Annotated in this window: 23 protein-coding genes; all 23 read right to left on the bottom strand. The window is 51.4% G+C overall.

All coding sequences use genetic code 11. From position 1 onward, the window contains the following. Positions 1–9: 9 nt before the first annotated feature. The 23 genes from fliE to EVJ21_RS02505 all read right to left on the bottom strand — a co-directional run bounded on the left by fliE (position 10) and on the right by EVJ21_RS02505 (position 18,918). On the bottom strand, positions 10–294 hold the full coding sequence (gene fliE / locus EVJ21_RS02395; protein WP_016508240.1) for a flagellar hook-basal body complex protein FliE: 285 nt from the start codon (positions 292–294) through the stop codon (positions 10–12). Between the two features lie 13 nt (positions 295–307). Further along, complete coding sequence (gene flgC, locus EVJ21_RS02400) at positions 308–736, bottom strand: flagellar basal body rod protein FlgC (protein WP_070327498.1); 429 nt, start codon at positions 734–736, stop codon at positions 308–310. A 2-nt stretch (positions 737–738) separates the two neighbouring features. Then, complete coding sequence (flgB, locus tag EVJ21_RS02405) at positions 739–1,110, bottom strand: flagellar basal body rod protein FlgB (RefSeq protein WP_131465289.1); 372 nt, start codon at positions 1,108–1,110, stop codon at positions 739–741. Between the two features lie 275 nt (positions 1,111–1,385). After that, entirely contained in the window at positions 1,386–2,165 is a 780-nt protein-coding gene (gene codY, locus EVJ21_RS02410; protein ID WP_016508279.1) for a GTP-sensing pleiotropic transcriptional regulator CodY, read from the bottom strand. Positions 2,166–2,203: 38 nt separating this feature from the next. Continuing rightward, positions 2,204–3,574: an ATP-dependent protease ATPase subunit HslU gene (hslU, locus tag EVJ21_RS02415; RefSeq protein ID WP_070327500.1), complete on the bottom strand. Its 1,371-nt coding sequence runs from the start codon at positions 3,572–3,574 to the stop codon at positions 2,204–2,206. Continuing rightward, on the bottom strand, positions 3,571–4,119 hold the full coding sequence (hslV, locus tag EVJ21_RS02420) for an ATP-dependent protease subunit HslV (RefSeq protein ID WP_071399595.1): 549 nt from the start codon (positions 4,117–4,119) through the stop codon (positions 3,571–3,573). The genes hslU and hslV overlap by 4 nt, the downstream gene beginning before the upstream one ends. Before the next feature lie 11 nt (positions 4,120–4,130). After that, a complete protein-coding gene (locus EVJ21_RS02425; protein ID WP_070327502.1) occupies positions 4,131–5,012 on the bottom strand; it encodes a tyrosine-type recombinase/integrase in 882 nt (293 codons plus the stop codon). A 187-nt stretch (positions 5,013–5,199) separates the two neighbouring features. Then, a complete protein-coding gene (trmFO, locus tag EVJ21_RS02430) occupies positions 5,200–6,507 on the bottom strand; it encodes an FADH(2)-oxidizing methylenetetrahydrofolate--tRNA-(uracil(54)-C(5))-methyltransferase TrmFO (protein WP_370259112.1) in 1,308 nt (435 codons plus the stop codon). Positions 6,508–6,509: 2 nt separating this feature from the next. Continuing rightward, entirely contained in the window at positions 6,510–8,606 is a 2,097-nt protein-coding gene (topA, locus tag EVJ21_RS02435) for a type I DNA topoisomerase (protein ID WP_131469609.1), read from the bottom strand. 65 nt (positions 8,607–8,671) lie between these two features. Beyond that, positions 8,672–9,466 carry a DNA-processing protein DprA gene (gene dprA, locus EVJ21_RS02440; RefSeq protein ID WP_236633395.1) on the bottom strand — a complete coding sequence of 265 codons (795 nt, stop codon included), beginning with the start codon at positions 9,464–9,466 and terminating at the stop codon, positions 8,672–8,674. Positions 9,467–9,520: 54 nt separating this feature from the next. Next, entirely contained in the window at positions 9,521–10,438 is a 918-nt protein-coding gene (gene sucD / locus EVJ21_RS02445) for a succinate--CoA ligase subunit alpha (RefSeq protein ID WP_070327506.1), read from the bottom strand. A gap of 12 nt (positions 10,439–10,450) precedes the next feature. Further along, a complete protein-coding gene (gene sucC, locus EVJ21_RS02450; protein ID WP_070327507.1) occupies positions 10,451–11,611 on the bottom strand; it encodes an ADP-forming succinate--CoA ligase subunit beta in 1,161 nt (386 codons plus the stop codon). Positions 11,612–11,722: 111 nt separating this feature from the next. Continuing rightward, the gene (locus EVJ21_RS02455; protein ID WP_016508266.1) at positions 11,723–11,989 is read right to left on the bottom strand and encodes an EscU/YscU/HrcU family type III secretion system export apparatus switch protein; all 267 of its coding nucleotides are present in this window, start codon (positions 11,987–11,989) and stop codon (positions 11,723–11,725) included. Then, positions 11,989–12,834 (bottom strand): hypothetical protein, encoded by an 846-nt coding sequence (locus EVJ21_RS02460; RefSeq protein ID WP_071399590.1) that lies wholly within the window; start codon positions 12,832–12,834, stop codon positions 11,989–11,991. Before EVJ21_RS02460 ends, EVJ21_RS02455 begins: the two co-directional genes overlap by 1 nt. A gap of 13 nt (positions 12,835–12,847) precedes the next feature. Continuing rightward, a complete protein-coding gene (locus EVJ21_RS02465; RefSeq protein ID WP_236633996.1) occupies positions 12,848–13,603 on the bottom strand; it encodes a ribonuclease HII in 756 nt (251 codons plus the stop codon). 41 nt (positions 13,604–13,644) lie between these two features. Beyond that, positions 13,645–14,505: a ribosome biogenesis GTPase YlqF gene (gene ylqF, locus EVJ21_RS02470; protein ID WP_131440287.1), complete on the bottom strand. Its 861-nt coding sequence runs from the start codon at positions 14,503–14,505 to the stop codon at positions 13,645–13,647. A 12-nt stretch (positions 14,506–14,517) separates the two neighbouring features. After that, entirely contained in the window at positions 14,518–15,060 is a 543-nt protein-coding gene (gene lepB, locus EVJ21_RS02475; RefSeq protein WP_016508241.1) for a signal peptidase I, read from the bottom strand. Positions 15,061–15,140: 80 nt separating this feature from the next. Further along, the gene (rplS, locus tag EVJ21_RS02480; protein WP_070327950.1) at positions 15,141–15,494 is read right to left on the bottom strand and encodes a 50S ribosomal protein L19; all 354 of its coding nucleotides are present in this window, start codon (positions 15,492–15,494) and stop codon (positions 15,141–15,143) included. Between the two features lie 110 nt (positions 15,495–15,604). Beyond that, positions 15,605–16,324, bottom strand: a complete 720-nt coding sequence (gene trmD / locus EVJ21_RS02485) for a tRNA (guanosine(37)-N1)-methyltransferase TrmD (RefSeq protein ID WP_131465296.1) — start codon at positions 16,322–16,324, stop codon at positions 15,605–15,607. Then, positions 16,314–16,832 (bottom strand): ribosome maturation factor RimM, encoded by a 519-nt coding sequence (gene rimM, locus EVJ21_RS02490; protein WP_070327511.1) that lies wholly within the window; start codon positions 16,830–16,832, stop codon positions 16,314–16,316. The genes trmD and rimM overlap by 11 nt, the downstream gene beginning before the upstream one ends. Before the next feature lie 53 nt (positions 16,833–16,885). Next, the gene (gene rpsP / locus EVJ21_RS02495) at positions 16,886–17,161 is read right to left on the bottom strand and encodes a 30S ribosomal protein S16 (RefSeq protein ID WP_021067098.1); all 276 of its coding nucleotides are present in this window, start codon (positions 17,159–17,161) and stop codon (positions 16,886–16,888) included. Between the two features lie 81 nt (positions 17,162–17,242). Further along, positions 17,243–18,583, bottom strand: coding sequence for a signal recognition particle protein (ffh, locus tag EVJ21_RS02500; RefSeq protein WP_070327512.1), 1,341 nt, complete (start codon positions 18,581–18,583; stop codon positions 17,243–17,245). An 11-nt stretch (positions 18,584–18,594) separates the two neighbouring features. Next, a complete protein-coding gene (locus EVJ21_RS02505; protein ID WP_070327513.1) occupies positions 18,595–18,918 on the bottom strand; it encodes a putative DNA-binding protein in 324 nt (107 codons plus the stop codon). Between the last annotated feature and the right edge of the window lie 12 nt (positions 18,919–18,930).

The following is an 18,930-nucleotide window of genomic DNA, read 5'->3' on the forward strand; positions in this document are numbered from 1 at the left end:
TCCTCTTCATTAAACTTGCATTCGCATCATTTCTTGATAGGCCTCAACCGCTTTATTTCGCACCTCAATGGCGAGTTGCATCGCAATCGACGACTCTTCGCTTTGGATCATGACTTGGTGAAGATCGGCTTTACCGACGGCGAGGTCTTTCCGTGCCGTACTCGTTGCCTGTTGAACTTCATTGAGCGACTGCATCGCTTCATTCAAATATGACCCAAACTGAGACGGTGTCTCTTTCACTGTCGGCAGAGCCGCGGTCTGGTTACCGATTAATTGAATCGGGTTAATTTGCATAGTCTGTCACTCCTTATCCTTTACCGATTTCGAGCGCTTTAACGAGCATCGCTTTTGACGCATTCATCGCTGCAATGTTCGCTTCATATGATCTTGTCGCACCTGTCAAATCAACCATTTCTTTTAACAGGTCGACGTTTGGCATCTGAACGTATCCCCGTTCATCCGCATCCGGGTGACTCGGGTCATATGTGAGTTTGTAAGGACTTTCGTCTTCGACGATGCCTGAAACTTTGACGCCTCCGCTCACCGCCGACAGCTGTTGACGAAACGGCGCTTCTTGGAGCACCGTCATTTTCCGTGTATACGGCTGCCATTCCCCATCGACAAGTTTGCCGCGAGTTGTCTGGGCGTTCGCGATGTTCGCCGACACCGTATCCATCCGAAGGCGCTGAGACATGAGTGCCGAAGCGGATATGTGAAAACTATCGAACATACCCATAATTAACGTCCTCCTCTAATAACGGTTTTAAGTCCACCGAGTCGACGGTTCAATTGTTCCATCATCGCCTCATACTGCAGTTGGTTACGGGCCAGTTCACTCATCTCATAATCGAGATCGACACTGTTCCCGTCACTTCGCATCGCCCCTCCGGCCCGGTCAACGATTTTCGTTGCACCACCGCGGTCACTCGGACGGCCACCGGCTAACTTTAGGCGCATCTCGTTGCTTAACGTCTGTTCGAACACAGCCTGTTTCGCTTTAAAGTTCGGCGTATCGATGTTCGACAAGTTATGACTGATCACTTTTTGATTCATGACCGAATGATTGATCGCTTGCTTCATTAATTGATAATCTGTGCCGATCCAATTCATGCGTCTCACTCACTTTCACTTAAAAGAATGCATGTATATACCTTATTTGGAAATTCTACTACTTCATTGAAACAAATCTGTAACAGTTCTGAAAGATATTTTTATTAAAACAGGTAAATGGTATCGTCTGTTTTTGTCGAATTCACGACATATTCTGAAAATAATTACTTTTGCACTAAAAAAAGACGCCCTTTTTCACAAAGGGACGCCTTTTTGCAACTAAAGTCCTAATTGATAGGACTTTTAGCTATAATCTAACGGATATTCGCTCGATTTTAATTTGATTTCAGCTTCTGCAATTCAAACAAGAAGTTATCATTTAATATCTTGATATACGTTCCTTTCATTCCGAGCGAACGTGACTCGATGACGCCAGCGCTTTCAAGCTTGCGCAACGCGTTGACGATCACAGAGCGAGTAATTCCCACTCTATCGGCAATTTTGGAAGCAACTAACAGGCCTTCATTACCCCCAAGTTCTTCAAATATATGCTCGATCGCTTCAAGCTCTGAATAAGACAACGAATTGATCGCCATTTGGACAACGGCTTTCTTGCGCGCCGACGCCTCTGCTTCCGCTGCTTTCTCACGGAGGATCTCCATTCCGACGACTGTCGCGCTATATTCTGCGAGGACGAGGTCGTCTTCAGTGAACTCGTTGTTCAGTCTGCCGAGAACGAGTGTACCGAGTCGTTCCCCGCCACCGATGATCGGGACGATCGTCGTCATTGAATCAAGGAACAGCTCACGGTTCTCGACCGGGAACGCCGTATACTCGCTATCGATGCCGATATTTTCCGTCGTCTCTTTCACGTTGAACAAGTTCGATGCGTACGGTTCAGGGAACTGACGATCGACTAGGAACGCCTTCATCCGCTCGTTCTCAATCTGTTGTTTAATGGCGAAACCGAGCAAGCGACCGCGACGGCTCACGATGAACGTGTTCGCTTCGAGTACTTCACGCATCTTATCTGCCATCTCTTTAAAGTCGACGTGCGCGCTCGCCTCTTGCTGAAGCATCGTGTTCAATTGACGTGTTTTATCTAGTAAGTTCATAATTCTAATTTTCCTCCCTGTATGTGCATACAGAATTCTTATAAAATAAATTGACTAAGGTCTCGATCTTCCGCGATCGAGCCGACTTTTTCTTTCACATACGCCGGTGTGATCTCGACGTGTGTTTGTGGCATGTCGGCCGCCTCAAACGATAAGTCCTCGAGCACGCGCTCCATGATCGTATAGAGACGGCGCGCTCCGATATCATCAGTTTCTCGGTTGACGTGCGTTGCGATCTTCGCGATCTCTTCGATGGCCGAGTGGGTAAATTCGACGCTGATCTCCTCTGACTCGAGAAGGGCCTTGTACTGCTTGATGAGCGCTTGTGACGGCTCCGTCAGAATTTTGACGAAATCTTCCTCGGTCAGGCTACTCAACTCGACACGGATCGGGAAACGACCTTGCAGTTCAGGAATCAGATCTGACGGCTTCGCCATATGGAAAGCACCTGCCGCGATGAATAACACGTGATCCGTTTTGACGGGACCATATTTTGTGACGACGGTCGAGCCTTCGACAATCGGCAAGATGTCTCGCTGCACACCTTCACGAGAGACGCCAGCATGGTCTTGTGACTTCGTCGCGATTTTATCGATCTCATCGACGAAGATGATGCCCATCTGTTCGCTGCGTCGTACCGCCTCGTCATGTACTTCATTCATGTCGAGCAAACTTTCCGCCTCTTCGGCAACGATGAGCGGGCGAGCCTCTCGAACCGGGAGCTTCCGCTTCTTCCGCTTTTTCGGGACGATTTGGCCGAGCATGTCTTGAAGATTCGATAAGCCTTCCATCCCTTGTCCTTGAAACAAATCAACTGTCTGTTTCTCTTCAAGGTTGACTTCGATCAATCGCTCTTCGAGTTCGCCGAGTTCAAGCAACTTACGTAATTGAGACCGATCAGTCGATTGATCGTCCGTCGGTTCTTGCGTCTTCTGTCCTTGACCGCCAAACAGCGCTTCGAACGGGTTTGCGGCTGTCGGCTCAACTTTAGCCTTACCTTGCAGTGCATCGAGAATACGTTCGGTCGCAGCGGCTTCCGCTGGTTCCTTCACGTCTTCTTTCTTTTCTTCCTTCACGAGGCGCACCGAGTCTTCAACAAGGTCTCGGACCATCGATTCGACGTCCCGTCCGACGTATCCGACTTCAGTGAATTTTGTCGCTTCGACTTTCACGAACGGGGCACCGACGAGCTTGGCAAGACGTCTCGCGATCTCCGTCTTCCCGACACCGGTCGGACCGATCATTAAAATGTTCTTTGGGGTGACTTCGTCGCGTAAGTCAGCACTTAGCTTCTGGCGACGGTAACGGTTGCGCAGTGCAATCGCGACCGCACGTTTGGCATCTTTTTGCCCGATGACGAACCGGTCTAGCTCAGCTACGATTTGACGTGGTGTCAATTCACGTTTCATTCTATATCGCCTCCGATCGTTTCTACGATAACTTGGTCGTTCGTATAGACGCATAATTCACCGGCAATCTCTAGGGCGGCGCGAGCAATCTGTTCGGCTGTTTTCTCCGGTGAGTGACGTACGAGAGCGCGTCCCGCTGCTAGCGCATAATTCCCACCTGAACCGATCGCAAGGATGCCATCGTCCGGTTCGATCACTTCGCCGCTCCCGGACACGAGTAAGAGATGTTCCGCATCCATGACGATGAGAAGCGCCTCGAGCTGACGAAGCATCTTGTCGCCGCGCCACTCTTTGGCGAGTTCGACTGCCGCTCGCGGTAAGTTCCCGTTATACATCTCGAGTTTTGATTCAAACTTTTCAAATAACGTGAACGCATCGGCCACGCTACCGGCAAAACCGGCCACGACTTTCCCGCCATATAACCGTCTCACTTTTTTAGCCTTGTTTTTCATGATGACGGCGTTGCCAAACGTGACTTGCCCATCTCCGCTCATCGCACATTTTCCATCGTGCCGGACTGCGAAAATAGTTGTTGCATGAAACATAGAATGACCCCCTACTTTCTCGGATGTGTGGCTTGATAGACCGCTCGCAGGCGTTCAGTCGATACGTGTGTGTAACGACCGGTCGTCGATAGTGACTCATGTCCGAGCAACTCTTGGACGGCACGTAAATCGGCCCCGCGTTCGAGCAGGTCGGTCGCAAAACTATGACGTAACGAATGCGGTGTTAACGGTTTTTGAAGTCCGCCGAGTTTCCGGAGTCGCTTCATCACGTAACGAATTTGGTCTGTTGTCACTCGATTCCCTTTTTGACTAACGAATAATGCCGTTTCGTGTGCCGCAGCGCAGTTTTGCCTTAACTCAAGGTAATGCTCTAACGCTTCGACGGCAAATTGCCCGAGCGGGATGTAACGTTCTTTCTTGCCTTTCCCGATGACATGAACGAATGAGAGCGCCGCATCATATGACGATATGTCCATGCCACAAAGTTCGGCGACACGCATCCCGGTCCCGTACAACACTTCGACAAGCGCGACATCACGTGCCCGCAGGAACGGGTCGTCTTGGCCGTTTGCCGTCATGAGCAGGTGTTCGACCTCGCTCGGTACGGCAAACGTCGGCAGCGTCTTGCGACGTTTCGGCGACGTCAAGTCATGAAACAGCGGTTCACTCCCGGTTTCTCGAGCCACAAATTTCCCGAACTGTTTGAGGCAGGAGATTTTTTGGGAAACGGTCGTCGTCGCCGCTTCATTCTCGTAAAGGACATATAAATAACGCCGCGCCGACTGCACATCAAATGGCTCTTGATGTGTCGATTGGCAATAAGCGGCGTACTGTTCGAGTGTTTGTTCGTAAGAGCGTTTCGTATGAGGCGACAGTCTTCGTTCGACTTGGCAATAGCGTAAAAATGATTGTTGATCCTCAGCGAATCCCATCCTCTCGCCCCCTTGCTTTCAGCTTAAAAACGCATGTTCCCGTCAAATCGAAATTAGCATAGCATACAGAATCAGAGGTGACAATAGAAACCCCTTCAATAATCTGAAAATTTTCAAAGTATTGCACAAATTACACAATTGAAATTTAAATTCACAAAAAAAGGAACCAAAAATTGGCTCCTTTCCCTTAAATCTCTTTATATTGCTGAATCGTCTCAAGGGCACGATTCGCATAGCGCTCATAGCGTTCTTGCTTTTTCATCTTCTTCGGCGCATCTTCGAGCGACGGCACGAGACCGAAGTTTGCATTCATCGGTTGGAAGTGCTTCCCGTCTGTCGTCGTGATGTAATGCGCCATCGAACCGAGCATCGTCTCGCGCGGGAGGACGAGCAGCTCTTCACCGGCAACCAGCTTCGCCGCGTTGATTCCGGCGAGTAGTCCTGACGCGGCTGACTCGACGTAGCCTTCGACACCGGTCATCTGACCGGCGAAAAATAGCGTATCGCGAGTACGGGCCTGATACGTCGGTTTCAACAGGCTCGGTGAATTGATGAACGTGTTCCGGTGCATGACACCGTAACGGACGATCTCCGCATTCTCGAGACCTGGGATCAATTGAATGATCCGTTTTTGCTCGCCCCACTTGAGGTGGGTTTGGAACCCGACCAAGTTATAGAGCGTTCCGGCCGAATTGTCTTGGCGGAGTTGGACGACCGCAAACGGACGTTTACCTGTTTTCGGATCTTCGAGTCCGACCGGTTTCATCGGTCCGAACAAGAGCGTCTTCTTCCCGCGTTGAGCGATCACTTCAAACGGCATGCAGCCTTCGAAGTAAATCTCTTTCTCAAACTCTTTGAGCGGTACGACTTCGGCTTTGACGAGCTCTTCGTAAAACAGATTAAACTCTTCTTCCGTCATCGGACAGTTGAGATAAGCCGCCTCGCCTTTGTCATAACGTGACTTCAAGTAGACCTTCTCTCGGTCGATCGTCTCTCCGTCTAATATCGGAGCGGCCGCATCGTAGAAGTATAAATAATCTTCACCGGTGAAAGCTTTCAATGAAGCAGACAAGTCAGGAGACGTGAGCGGTCCCGTCGCCATGATGACGATCCCGTCCGGAATCTGTTTAATCTCTTCGTTGTGTACCGTCACGAGCGGATGATTCTTGAGCGTGTCGGTGACGAAGCCCGCGAAGTCGTGACGGTCGACGGCGAGAGCGCCACCGGCCGGAACGCTTGCCGTATCCGCCGCTTTCAAGATGAGCGAGTCGAGTGTGCGCATCTCTTCTTTTAACACACCAACCGCATTTTGAAGTCCGTTCGCCCGAAGCGAGTTCGAGCAGACCAGTTCAGCAAACTGATCCGTATGGTGCGCCGGCGTCTGTCGGACTGGTCTCATTTCATACAAATCGACTTGAATCCCGCGTTTTGCGAGTTGCCAAGCCGCCTCGGAGCCGGCGAGGCCCGCTCCGATCACAGTTACACGTTGCTGCAAGGTTAATCCTCCTCTAACTGATGTACCTCGGTATGGGTACAGTTCGTGCATTGATATTTGACGCCATCTTTAATCTTTTTCTCAACCATCAACTTACCGCATTCAGGACACGGTTTCGCGACCGGTTTGTCCCATGAGACGAACTCACAGTCTGGATAGTTCGAGCAGCCATAGAACAGGCGACCTTTCTTACTGCGGCGCTCGACGACTTGTCCGTCTTTACAGTTCGGGCACGGGACGCCGATTTCGACTTGAACCGGCTTCGTGTTCGTACAGTTCGGGAATCCAGAACAAGCCATGAACTTGCCGTACCGTCCCATCTTGATGACCATCGGCGAACCGCAGATCTCACAATCGATACCGGCTGGCTCGTCTTTCACTTCGATCTTCTCAATTTCGGATTCGGCCCGTTTCAAACGTTTCTCGAATGACCGGTAAATCGGGGCAACGACTTCCGTCCACTCGACTTCTTCATTGGCGATCGAATCAAGAAGCGTCTCCATGTCGGCTGTGAACTGTACCGTGATGAAGTCGTTAAAGTACTCATCGATCATCTCGATGACAAGTTCTCCGAGCTCGGTCGGAATGAATTTTTTCTCTTCAAGCACGACGTAACCGCGCTTTTGGATCGTGTCGAGTGTCGGCGCGTAAGTCGACGGACGACCGATGCCGAGCTCTTCCATCGCTCGGACGAGTCTCGCCTCACTGTAACGCGGTGGTGGCTGGGTGAAGTGTTGCTTCGGCTCGACCGTCTCGAATGCGACCTGGTCGTCGACTTCAAGCGGCGGAAGCAATCCTTCCCGCTCTAAGTTCGTGTCTTCGATATCGTCGTCTTTTGACTCGATATACACTTTCATGAAACCTGGGAATTTGACGGTCGATCCGTTGGCACGGAAAATCATGCCGTTCGATTCGACGTCGATTTTCACCGTATCAAGAATTGCTGGCGCCATTTGACTCGCGACCAACCGTTCCCAGATGAGTTTATACAATCGGAGTTGATCCCGTGACAAGTACGCCTTCATCGAAGCCGGGTCACGTAACGCCGACGTCGGCCGGATCGCCTCGTGGGCATCCTGTGCGTTCGCCGCTTTTTTCTCTTTCTGCTTTTGAGAGGCGACGTACTCTGCACCAAACGTCGATTCGATATACGATTTCGCTTCGTCTTTCGCCAAGTCAGAAATTCGTGTCGAGTCGGTACGCATATACGTGATCAACCCGACAGTCCCTTCCTTCTTACCAAGGTCGATTCCTTCGTAAAGCTGTTGGGCGAGCATCATCGTCTTCTTGGCGCGGAAGTTCAGTTTCCGGGCCGCATCTTGTTGGAGTGAACTTGTCGTGAACGGTAGCGATGCGTTACGCTTCCGCTCTTTCTTCGTGACATCGATGACTTTGAATGACTCATCGATCGTCTTGAGGACGGCGTCGGCATCCGCTTCCGTCTTCAACTCCATCTTTTTCCCGTCTTTTCCGTAGAACGATGTCTCAAACGTCTCACCCTCATGGTTGAGCATCAGTTTAATCGTCCAGTACTCTTCCGGGTCAAAGGCGTTGATTTCACGTTCGCGGTCGATGATCATTTTGACAGCGACGGATTGAACACGACCGGCTGACAAACCTTTTTTGACTTTCTTCCATAACAACGGGCTCATCCCGTATCCGACAAGACGGTCGAGAATCCGTCGCGCCTGTTGGGCGTCGACGAGATCGTGATTGATCTTGCGTGGATGTTTAAATGATTCTTTAATCGCATCTTTTGTGATCTCGTTGAAGACGACACGACATTCTGTCGTTTCATCGACGCCGAGGGCACGGGCTAAGTGCCAGGCGATTGCTTCCCCTTCGCGATCCGGGTCAGCCGCGAGAAAAATTTTCGTCGCTTTTTTAGCGGCCGTCTTCAGTTCTTTTAACACTGGGCCTTTTCCACGGATCGTGATGTACTTCGGTTCAAAGTCATGTTCAACGTCGACACCGAGTTGACTCTTCGGTAAATCGATGACGTGACCCATGGACGCTTTTACCGTGTAATTTGATCCTAAATAACGTTTAATTGTCTTTGCTTTCGCAGGTGATTCGACGATCACCAAATATTTTGCCATACATCTGCTCCCCTTTTGGAGGTCATTTAAATCCCTACCATAATATTCATGTTACCGACCGTTTGTCAACGTGCAATCATCGCACCATTCAAAATTTGGTCGGGATTCGTCAAAGGAATCGCTCCTTCTTCAATCAATTTATTCGGTCCTTCCGCTAACGGATCGAGCGGACTTCCCGGCACCGCAAACACCGTCTTGCCTTGCTCGAGCGCATGACTCACCGTATTCATCGTCCCGCTCTTTCGTCTCGCTTGGACGACGACGAGCCGGTCGCCTAATCCACTGACAATTCGATTTCGTTCTAAAAATTGAAATTTTTTGACAGGTGTTTCCGGAGTATATTCACTGAGGAGCAATCCTTGTTTCGAGATCTGGTCGAACAGTTGGTGATGAACATGTGGATACATGTGCGAAAAGCCGGAACCGAGGACCGCAATCGTCGGTCGGTTCCGCCTGACTGCCAACTCATGAACGAGTCCGTCAATACCGAGCGCACCGCCTGAAATCGATACAGTTTCTTCTATTAAAGGGTGTAAATATTCAACGAGCGGTCGACTGATCCGATTCAATTCACGACTCCCGACCAAAGCGGTCGTTTGTTCTTGTAGTACCTCTAAATCGCCCTGATAAAACAAACAGTACGGAGGGTTGGGGATATGTAATAGCATTCGTGGGAACAATTCGTCCTCCCACGTCAAAAAACGGTCATACGTGACCGTTGAACGGAACGCCCGATTCGCTTTTTTCCATACGTTCGGATGGAACGAATTCCGTTCCGTCAGACCCGGATTTGATAAGTAATGATGGACGAACTCGACCGGCAAACGTTCTGCCGCAAAACGAGCTATTGTTTGATTCATCACAATCTCCTTTAAAAAAATGAGGGATGCGCGCACCCCTCATTCCGATTGGTCTTACGTCGTCGGTTGTCCCGTGACACAAGCATCATACAGACCTTCATTTTTAAGCACACGGATGAGTGTCTCACCGATGACAGCAGGTGTCTCGGCGACTTCGATCCCGTTTGCGTTTAACGTCTTGATTTTTTCAGCGGCCGTTCCTTTTCCGCCTGAGATGATCGCTCCAGCGTGGCCCATCCGTTTGCCTTCAGGAGCCGTCTGACCACCGATGAAACCGATGACCGGTTTTGTCATGTTCGCCTTGACCCATTCAGCGGCTTCTTCTTCAGCCGTCCCACCGATCTCGCCGATCATGATGACCGCAAGCGTGTCTTCATCTTCGTTGAACGCTTGGAGCGTGTCGATGAAGTTCGTCCCGTTGACCGGGTCCCCACCGATCCCGACCGCAGTCGATTGGCCGATTCCGGCCGTCGTCAACTGATGGACCGCTTCATACGTGAGCGTCCCTGAACGTGAGACGATGCCGACATGGCCTTTCGTGTGGATGTAGCCTGGCATGATGCCAAGTTTCGCCTCACCCGGCGTGATGATCCCTGGGCAGTTCGGTCCGATCAAACGGGCCGGTTTGTCCTCGAGATAGCGGCTCACTTGGATCATGTCGATGACAGGAATCCCTTCCGTGATACAGATGATGAGTTCGATGCCGCTATCAGCCGCTTCCATGATCGAGTCGGCCGCGAAAGCTGGTGGCACGTAGATGATCGATGCGTTCGCACCGGTCGCCTCGACCGCGTCAGAGACAGTGTTAAACACAGGTACGTTGTCGAGTACGGTCGTACCACCTTTACCAGGTGTGACCCCGCCGACCAGTTTCGTGTTATACGCTAGCATCTGTTCGCCGTGGAACATACCTTGTTTCCCCGTGATCCCTTGAATGATCACTTTTGTATCTTGATTCACCCAAATACTCATGTCGTTTCCCCCTTATCGAACGAGTGCCGCGATTTTTTCTGCCCCATCATCCATCGAGGTCGCAGAAGTGATCGCAAGTCCAGATTCATCGAGAATGCGTCTTCCCGCATCCACGTTTGTTCCTTCTAAGCGGACGACGAGTGGCAAGTCGAGTCCGATTTCTTTTGTCGCCGCGACGATTCCTTCGGCGATGATGTCACACTTCATGATGCCACCGAAGATGTTGACGAAGATTCCTTTGACTTGGTCATCCGACAAAATCAATTTGAACGCTTCTGTGACTTTTTCTTTTGTCGCACCGCCGCCTACATCGAGGAAGTTAGCGGGTTCGGCGCCGTAGTGCTTGATGATATCCATCGTCGCCATGGCGAGGCCGGCACCGTTTACGAGACAGCCGATATTGCCGTCAAGGGCGATATAGCTAAGGTCGTGTTTCGACGCCTCGACTTCACGCGGATCTTCTTCCGTCGTGTCACGAAGATCGACGATGTCGGTATGACGATAAAGCGCGTTGCTGTCAAAGTTCAATTTCGCATCGAGCGCGACGACGTTACCGTCTTTCGTCGTGACGAGCGGGTTGATCTCCGCAATCGTGCAGTCCGTCTCGACGTACACTTTATAAAGCTTCATGACCATGTCGCTAAACTTGTTGACGAGTTTAGTCGGCACTTCCATCTTGAAAGCAAGACGGCGCGCCTGGAACGGACGGAGTCCGACGACCGGGTCGACGATTTCTTTATGAATCTTTTCAGGAGTATGTTCAGCGACTTCTTCGATGTCCATACCGCCTTCAGATGAACCCATGATGACAATTCGGCCGATCGAACGGTCAAGCACAAGTCCTAAGTAAAATTCTTGATCGATGGCAGAACCTTCTTCGATATAGAGGCGCTGCACGACTTTTCCTTCAGGTCCAGTCTGGTGCGTGACGAGCGTCTTACCGAGAATCTCTGTCGCGTACTGTTTTACTTCTTCATCCGTTCTGGCAAGTTTGACGCCGCCGGCTTTCCCGCGGCCACCTGCGTGGATCTGTGCTTTGACTACTTTCAATTCACCGTCTAGCTTGGCGGCGGCGGCAACTGCTTCTTCTACCGTGAAAGCCGGATAGCCCGTAGGTACGGCCACTCCAAACGTTCTAAGCAATTCTTTCGCCTGATACTCATGGATATTCATTTAGTTTCCCCCTTAGTCCCCTTTAATATCGGCATATCTATTGTAACGAAAAACTGAAAGCGCTGTCTATCGTTCTTGCTTTAAGTTTTCATCTTTTTTTCACATCTACCCCTAGACATTTTCGATTTTACCTTGTTCCATCTGATAGAGAAACACAAAAAGCTCGGCGATCACTTGATACAAGTCGTCCGGAATATGCTCTTCGATCTGTAACGCCGACAGGAGTGACAACAGCGCCGGGTCTTCATGGATCGGGATACCGTTCTCTTGTGCGAGGGCGAGCATCCGTTCGGCGACGAGGCCGCCGCCCTTCGCGACGACGCGCGGAGATTCCATCGATTGTTCGTAAGACAAGGCGATTGCTTTTTTACGGTCCATCATACATGAAAATCCACCTTTCCTAACGGGGCGAACGTCTCGGGGAGCGATTCTTGTCTCACTTCGAACGAGAATCGGGACAGTTCATAGCCGTTCGCTTTGAGCGCACTGCCGAGCAGCGGCTCGTACGCTTTGATGAACGGGGACAAGTCGTGTTGTTCGTTGAATACTTTCACGGTGACGTGCCGCTTTTGAACGAGCAGGTCGATGCCCGTCTCGCCGAAGCGAGGCGTTTCTAGAAATAAGACGATACGGGCATGGTCTGCGTCGATCATCTCGCTTTTCGGGGCCTCAAGCCGGAACCTGACTTGTTCGAACGGTCCTAATTGCGGTATGTGAAATGCTTGGACGACGAACGGCGGCGTCTGGACCGCGTTGAACGTCTCTTGGGCCCGCACGAACTGTTCAAACTTCGGGTCGCCTTTCGCCTTGAACAGTTCCCCGACGAGCTGTTTGACGTCACTTCCGGCCCCGCTCTCGAGCAGTTGCCGTCCCATCGCTTTGACGGATTCCGGTGTCTGGATGGCCTCTTTTGAGAAGCGGCCGAGTTGTTCTAAGAGTAACGTCACCGGTGTCTTCCCGGCCTGGGCCGGTTCCGCCGTAGGCGGCATCACTTTCAGGACGAGTTTCGGCTCGAGCTCGGTGACGACCATCTTGTACGTGACGTTCTCTTTAACGTCTGCGTTCACCCCGACCCGGAACAGTCCTTGCGGCAGTTGCATGACCGCTTCGTTCCCGGGCAAGAGCTGGAGTACCCTGCCGACGACCGTGTTGCCGACGAGCAGCTGACGCGACGTCTGTTCGGTGACTTTGAACGGCAGGACGCCTTGGTGATCGATCCGCATCGGGCTCCCCCTTTCATATCATATGTTTAATCGGTGCGAACGACTTGCGATGAATCGGTGTGATGCCGCGCTCGTTCAACGCGTTCAAATGAAGTTCCGTCCCGTATCCGGCGTTGCGTTCGAAACCGTATCCCGGATACGTCGCGGCGAACTCTTCCATCATCTTGTCGCGGACGACTTTGGCGACGACGCTCGCCGCCGCGATCGAGACGCTCAACTCGTCCCCTTTAATGAGCGACGTCTGCGGCAAATCAAGTTCGAGTGTCATCGCGTCAATCAAGAGCGCGTCGGCCCCGTCAAGCTGTCGGACCGCCTCGGTCATCGCGAGCTTCGTCGCTTCATAAATATTGATTTGATCGATCACTTCTGCGTCGACGATTCCGACCCCGACGAATGCCTCGTCGAGGATCGTTGCATATGCTCGTTCCCGCGCCGCTTTCGTCATCTTCTTTGAATCGTTCAGTCCCGGGCTGTAAAAATCGTCCGGCAAGACGACGGCCGCCGCGACGACAGGACCCGCGAGCGGTCCCCGCCCGACCTCGTCGATGCCAGCGACCAACTTGAAGCCTTGCTGTTTCAGCTCGGCCTCATACTGCAGGCGGCGTGTATAGTCGTCCCGCTCGTCCCGCTCTGCGTCAAACCGTCTCTGACGTTGCTGCAGGAGCGCCTGGACGCCCGCGCGCGGGTCATCCTTCAGTTCGGCCCGGACATCGTCCCACTCTTCATATCGGACGGTTTTTAGCCGTTGTTTAATCTCTTGAATCGTCACGATCTGCCTCCTATCCAAAAAAGCCCTGTTTTCACAGGACTTCACGCCATATTATGATCTGCCGGCGTCTCAAGCGAGACTCGTCCGATCTTCTCATGACGAAGCTCGTTCAATAATAGTTCGCTCGCTTTTTCGAAATCGACGTAGCCGCCGCTGAGAAGGCCACGTTTTTTCCCGATCAACTCGAGCAGTTCGACCGCGTCTTCCGGCAAGTCGTCGAGTTTAAACCGCTCTTTCAACTGTTCCGGGTAACGGGCGCGCAGTTCACGCGCTGCATACATCGCGATGTCATCAAGGTTTAAAATGTCGTCCTTGATCGCACCCGTAGCAGCTAAGCGATATCCGACCATCTGGTCCTCGAACTTCGGCCACAGAATACCAGGCGTGTCGAGCAGTTCCATCTCGCCGCCTTTCATCTTGATCCATTGCTGCCGTTTCGTCACACCAGGGCGGTCCCCGGTGATGGCGATGTTGCGCCCGGCGAGCCGGTTGATCAGTGTCGACTTCCCGACGTTCGGGATGCCGATGATGAGGGCGCGGATCGGGCCAGGATTACGGCCTTTCTCACGCATGCGGTCGTGCTTGTCTTGCATGAGCTTCTCTGCGCCCGTCATGAGCTGCTTTAAGCCTTTGCTATGCTTCGCATCGACGGCGACGACTTCGATGTCGTCACGCTTCAGGGCGCGCATCCAGGCGTCGGTGACGGCTTGATCGGCCATGTCAGCCTTGTTCAACACGATCAGCCGCGGTTTACCCGCCGTGATTTCATCGACCATCGGATTTCGGCTCGATTGCGGAACACGTGCATCGACGAGTTCGATGACGACGTCAATCAGTTTTAACTTCTCTGTTACTTGTCTTCGCGCCTTGGCCATGTGGCCAGGGAACCATTGAATTGCCAAAAAAACACCACCCTATTCTTCTACCGTCCCGAAGTCACCCATCGGCCAGAACACAAAGTTCGTTTTGCCGACGACGCTTTCTTTCGAGACAAAGCCGATTTCACGGCTGTCTTTCGAGTTTTGTCGGTTATCTCCCATAACGAAGTATGAGCCTTCCGGTACGACCGCTTCACCTGTCACTTGTTCGAGCGTAAAGTTCTCGGTTAGAGGAAAGCCGTTCATTTGGGCTTGAAAATCCTCTAAATACGGTTCTTCGACTGCTTCTCCGTTCAAGTAGAGCGTATCGTCCCGATATTCAAGCGTATCTCCAGGAATGGCGATGACGCGTTTAATATAGTCCTTTGATTCAGTCGCATGAAAGACGATAATATCGCCCCGGTCGAGTTCACCGACGTAGTTAGAGATTTTGCTGACGATCATCCGATCGGCGTTTTGGAGCGTCGGCATCATCGACTCACCTTCGACGATGACAGGTACAAAGATGAACGTCCGGATCACGAACGCGATGACGAGCGCCACTACGATTGCTTTAAGCCAACTGAACACTTCTTTCAAATTGCCTCACTCCTCTGTCCGTTTGAACTTATTGTACTAGAAAAAAAGAAGCTTGTCGCAAGCGACAAGCTTTCCCCATCTTAACGACGGATTTCTTTAATACGTGCTGCTTTACCGCGAAGGTTGCGGAGGTAGTAAAGTTTCGCACGGCGAACTTTACCGTAACGAACGACTTCGATTTGCGCGACACGCGGTGAGTGAAGCGGGAATGCACGCTCAACACCTACGCCGTAAGAAATCTTACGGACTGTGAATGTTTCGCTGATGCCGCCACCTTTACGCTTGATGACTACGCCTTCGAAGATCTGGATACGCTCACGCGTTCCCTCTACGACTTTAACGTGGACACGTACTGTGTCACCAGGACGGAAAGCAGGGACGTCCGATTTGAATTGTTCTTCTGTGATTTCACGGAACAGTTTTTGTGCGTTCATGAATTGATCTCCTTTTTCTTCAATGTTCATATCTTCGTTTGCCTCGGCATCCAATAGCGGAACATCGGTAATCGGTGGGGCTAACCCACATGCTCAAACATAGCATAATTTTATGAATCGCGCAACGATTCGATGAAGTTTTTATCGGCCGGCGACAGATCAATTTGGTCTAACAGTTCCGGTCGACGCCTGAACGTTCGTTCGAGCGAACGCTCGCGGCGCCACGACTCGATTTTGGCGTGATTGCCCGACAACAGGACGTCCGGAACTTTGAGGCCGCGGAAGTCAGCCGGTCTCGTATAATGCGGATATTCGAGCAGTCCGGTCGAGAACGAGTCGTCCTCGTGGCTCGCTTGATCGCCGAGCACTTCCGGGATGAGGCGAACCGTCGCGTCGATCATGACCATCGCCGCGAGTTCACCACCGGTCATCACGAAGTCTCCAATCGACACTTCGTCTGTCGCGAGTTCGTCGTGGATCCGTTGGTCGAATCCTTCGTAATGTCCGCATAAGAAGATCAAATGCTCTTCGTTCGCCCATTCTTCGGCGACACGTTGATTGAACGGTCGCCCCGTCGGCGTCGTCACGATGACGCGTGGCTTCGACTTTGCGAGCGAATCGAACGCATCAAACATCGGCTGCGGCGTGAGTAGCATCCCGGCGCCGCCTCCGTACGGAGCATCATCGACTTTATGATGTTTGTTCGTCGAGAAGTCACGGAAGTTCGTGAACTGCACTTCGACTTGGCCGAGTGTCCGGGCACGCCCGACGATCGAATGATCAAGCGGGGCGAACATTTCCGGGAACAAGGTCAAGACATCAATTTTCATCGTCGATCATTCCAGGGATCGGCGTGATGATGACACGTTTCGCCTCGACGTCGATGTCTTTGACGACCGACTCGATGTACGGGATGAGCGCATCCGTCTTGCCGGGACGCTTGATGACCCAGACGTCGTTCGCGCCATTGGTCTCAAAGATGTCCTCGACGACACCGATCACTTCTCCGTCGACGACGGCCTCGCATCCGATGATCTCGTGGTAGTAAAATTCATGCTCCGGAAGCTCGTGGACGTTTCCGGCATGGACGTAGAGCGACATCCCTTTGTACTTCTCGACGAGATTGATGTTGTCTAGCCCTTTGAACGTGACGAGATGGAACTGTTTGTGCGGACGATACGTCGTCACTTCGAGCGGCATCTTCTTCCCGTCGACGTCAAGGTAGAGCGTCTCACCAATTTTAAAGCGTTCTTCTGGAAAATCAGTCGCGGCGAGCAACTTCAATTCCCCTTTTAAACCGTGCGTGTTGGCGATTTTGCCTACGTTTAACCAATCCATCATAAAACCTCCTCAAAAAAATAGGCCGACCTCATAAAAGGTCGGCCACAGGGTTACTTCGCGTTTTTCGCGTTGTGGAATTTCTCCATGATCCCTGCTTTAGAGAACAAGTTGCGGACTGTGTCAGATGGCTTCGCGCCGTCTGCCAACCATTTGAGCGCGAGTTCTTCGTTGATGCGAACTTCTGCTTCTGGTTTTGCAACCGGGTTGTAGTGACCGAGTTGTTCGATGAAACGGCCATCACGTGGTGAACGTGAATCTGCTACAACGATCCGGTAAAAAGGTGATTTATTTGCGCCCATGCGCTTGAGACGAATTTTAACTGCCATGGTAATATACCTCCATTATGTGTTTAAGAATTGACAACTTTAATAGTATACTGCTTTTTTGCCTGACTGACAAAAGTTTTCTTAGAAGAATGGAAGGCCGAGACCTTTTTTCTTCCCTTTCATTTGTCCTGACATCTGCTTCATGAGCTTCTTCATGTCATCGAACTGTTTGATGAGACGGTTCACTTCCTGGATGGAACGACCGCTCCCTTTTGCGATCCGCTTGCGACGACTGGCGTTGAGCACTTCAGGATTCGTGCGCTCATGCTTCGTCATCGACCGGATGATTGCCTCGACATGATCGAGTTGCTTCTCGTCGATTTGGACGTTCTTCAACCCTTTCATCTTACCTGCACCAGGTAACATCGAGAGTAATTCATCAATTGGGCCCATGTTTTTCACTTGACCCAATTGCTCGATAAAATCATCGAACGTGAACGATGCATCACGAATTTTGCTTTCAAGCTCTTTCGCGGCATCTTGGTCCATTTGTGACTCCGCTTTTTCGATGAGCGTGAGCACGTCACCCATTCCAAGGATCCGTGACGCCATGCGCTCCGGATAGAAAGGTTCGAGGGCATCCAACTTTTCACCGAGACCGACGAACTTAATCGGCGCTCCCGTGACTGCCTTGATTGAAAGGGCTGCCCCACCACGTGTATCACCGTCGAGTTTTGTCAACACGACGCCGGTAATTCCGAGCAAATCATTAAAGCGATCGGCCACGTTGACCGCATCTTGACCCGTCATCGCATCGACGACGAGGAAGATTTCATTCGGTTTGGCGATCGTTTTCACATTTTCGAGTTCGCCCATGAGCGTCTCGTCGATATGAAGACGACCGGCCGTATCTATCAACACGAAATCGTGATGATTAACTTTGGCGTGCTCGAGCGCTTTTGTGACGATTTCTTCCGGCGTCACTTGATCGCCAAGTGAGAACACCGGTAAATCGAGTTGCTTGCCGAGAGTCTCGAGCTGTTTGATGGCCGCCGGCCGATAAATATCAGCAGCGACGAGAAGCGGACTCCGGTTATGCTTTTTGCGAATCAAGTTCGCGAGCTTTCCGGTCGTCGTCGTCTTACCCGCACCTTGTAATCCGACCATCATGACGACTGTCGGTGGTTTTGAACTAAAGGTGATCGGGACGACGTCACTTCCCATCAAGGTCGTTAATTCTTCATGAACGATCTTGACGACTTGTTGTCCAGGTGTCAACGATTTCATGACGTCTTGGCCGATTGACCGTTCTTTCACGTCGTTGACGAACTGTTTGACCACTTTGAAGTTAACGTCGGCCTCAAGGAGCGCGAGACGAACTTCTCTCATCATCTCTTTGACGTCTGCTTCGGAAATCTTACCTTTCCCCCGCATTTTCGCCAATGTCGATTGCAACCGTTCTGATAATCCTTCAAATGCCATGCTTCAGCCCCCTACTCTAAATTCTCAAGCGCCGAAACCGTCTCCGTCACGTCGGGCATTTGCTCGACTTGACGTCTGAGCGTTTGGAGAAGCAGTTGCCGTTGCTCGAATTTCTCGAACAGCTCCAGCTTTTCTTCATACTGCTCAAGCATTGCTTCGGTACGCTTTATGTTATCGTAGACCGCTTGACGGCTGACTTCAAACTCTTCCGCAATCTCTCCGAGCGAGTAGTCATCTAGGTAATAAAGAGACATGTAGTTGCGCTGTTTCGGCGTGAGAAGCGCTTGATAAAAATCGAATAAGTAGTTCATTCGATTCGTCTTTTCGAGCGACATACCTCTCACCTC

Source organism: Exiguobacterium sp. SH0S2, assembly GCF_004337185.1.
Taxonomy (GTDB): Bacteria; Bacillota; Bacilli; order Exiguobacteriales; family Exiguobacteriaceae; genus Exiguobacterium; species Exiguobacterium aurantiacum_A.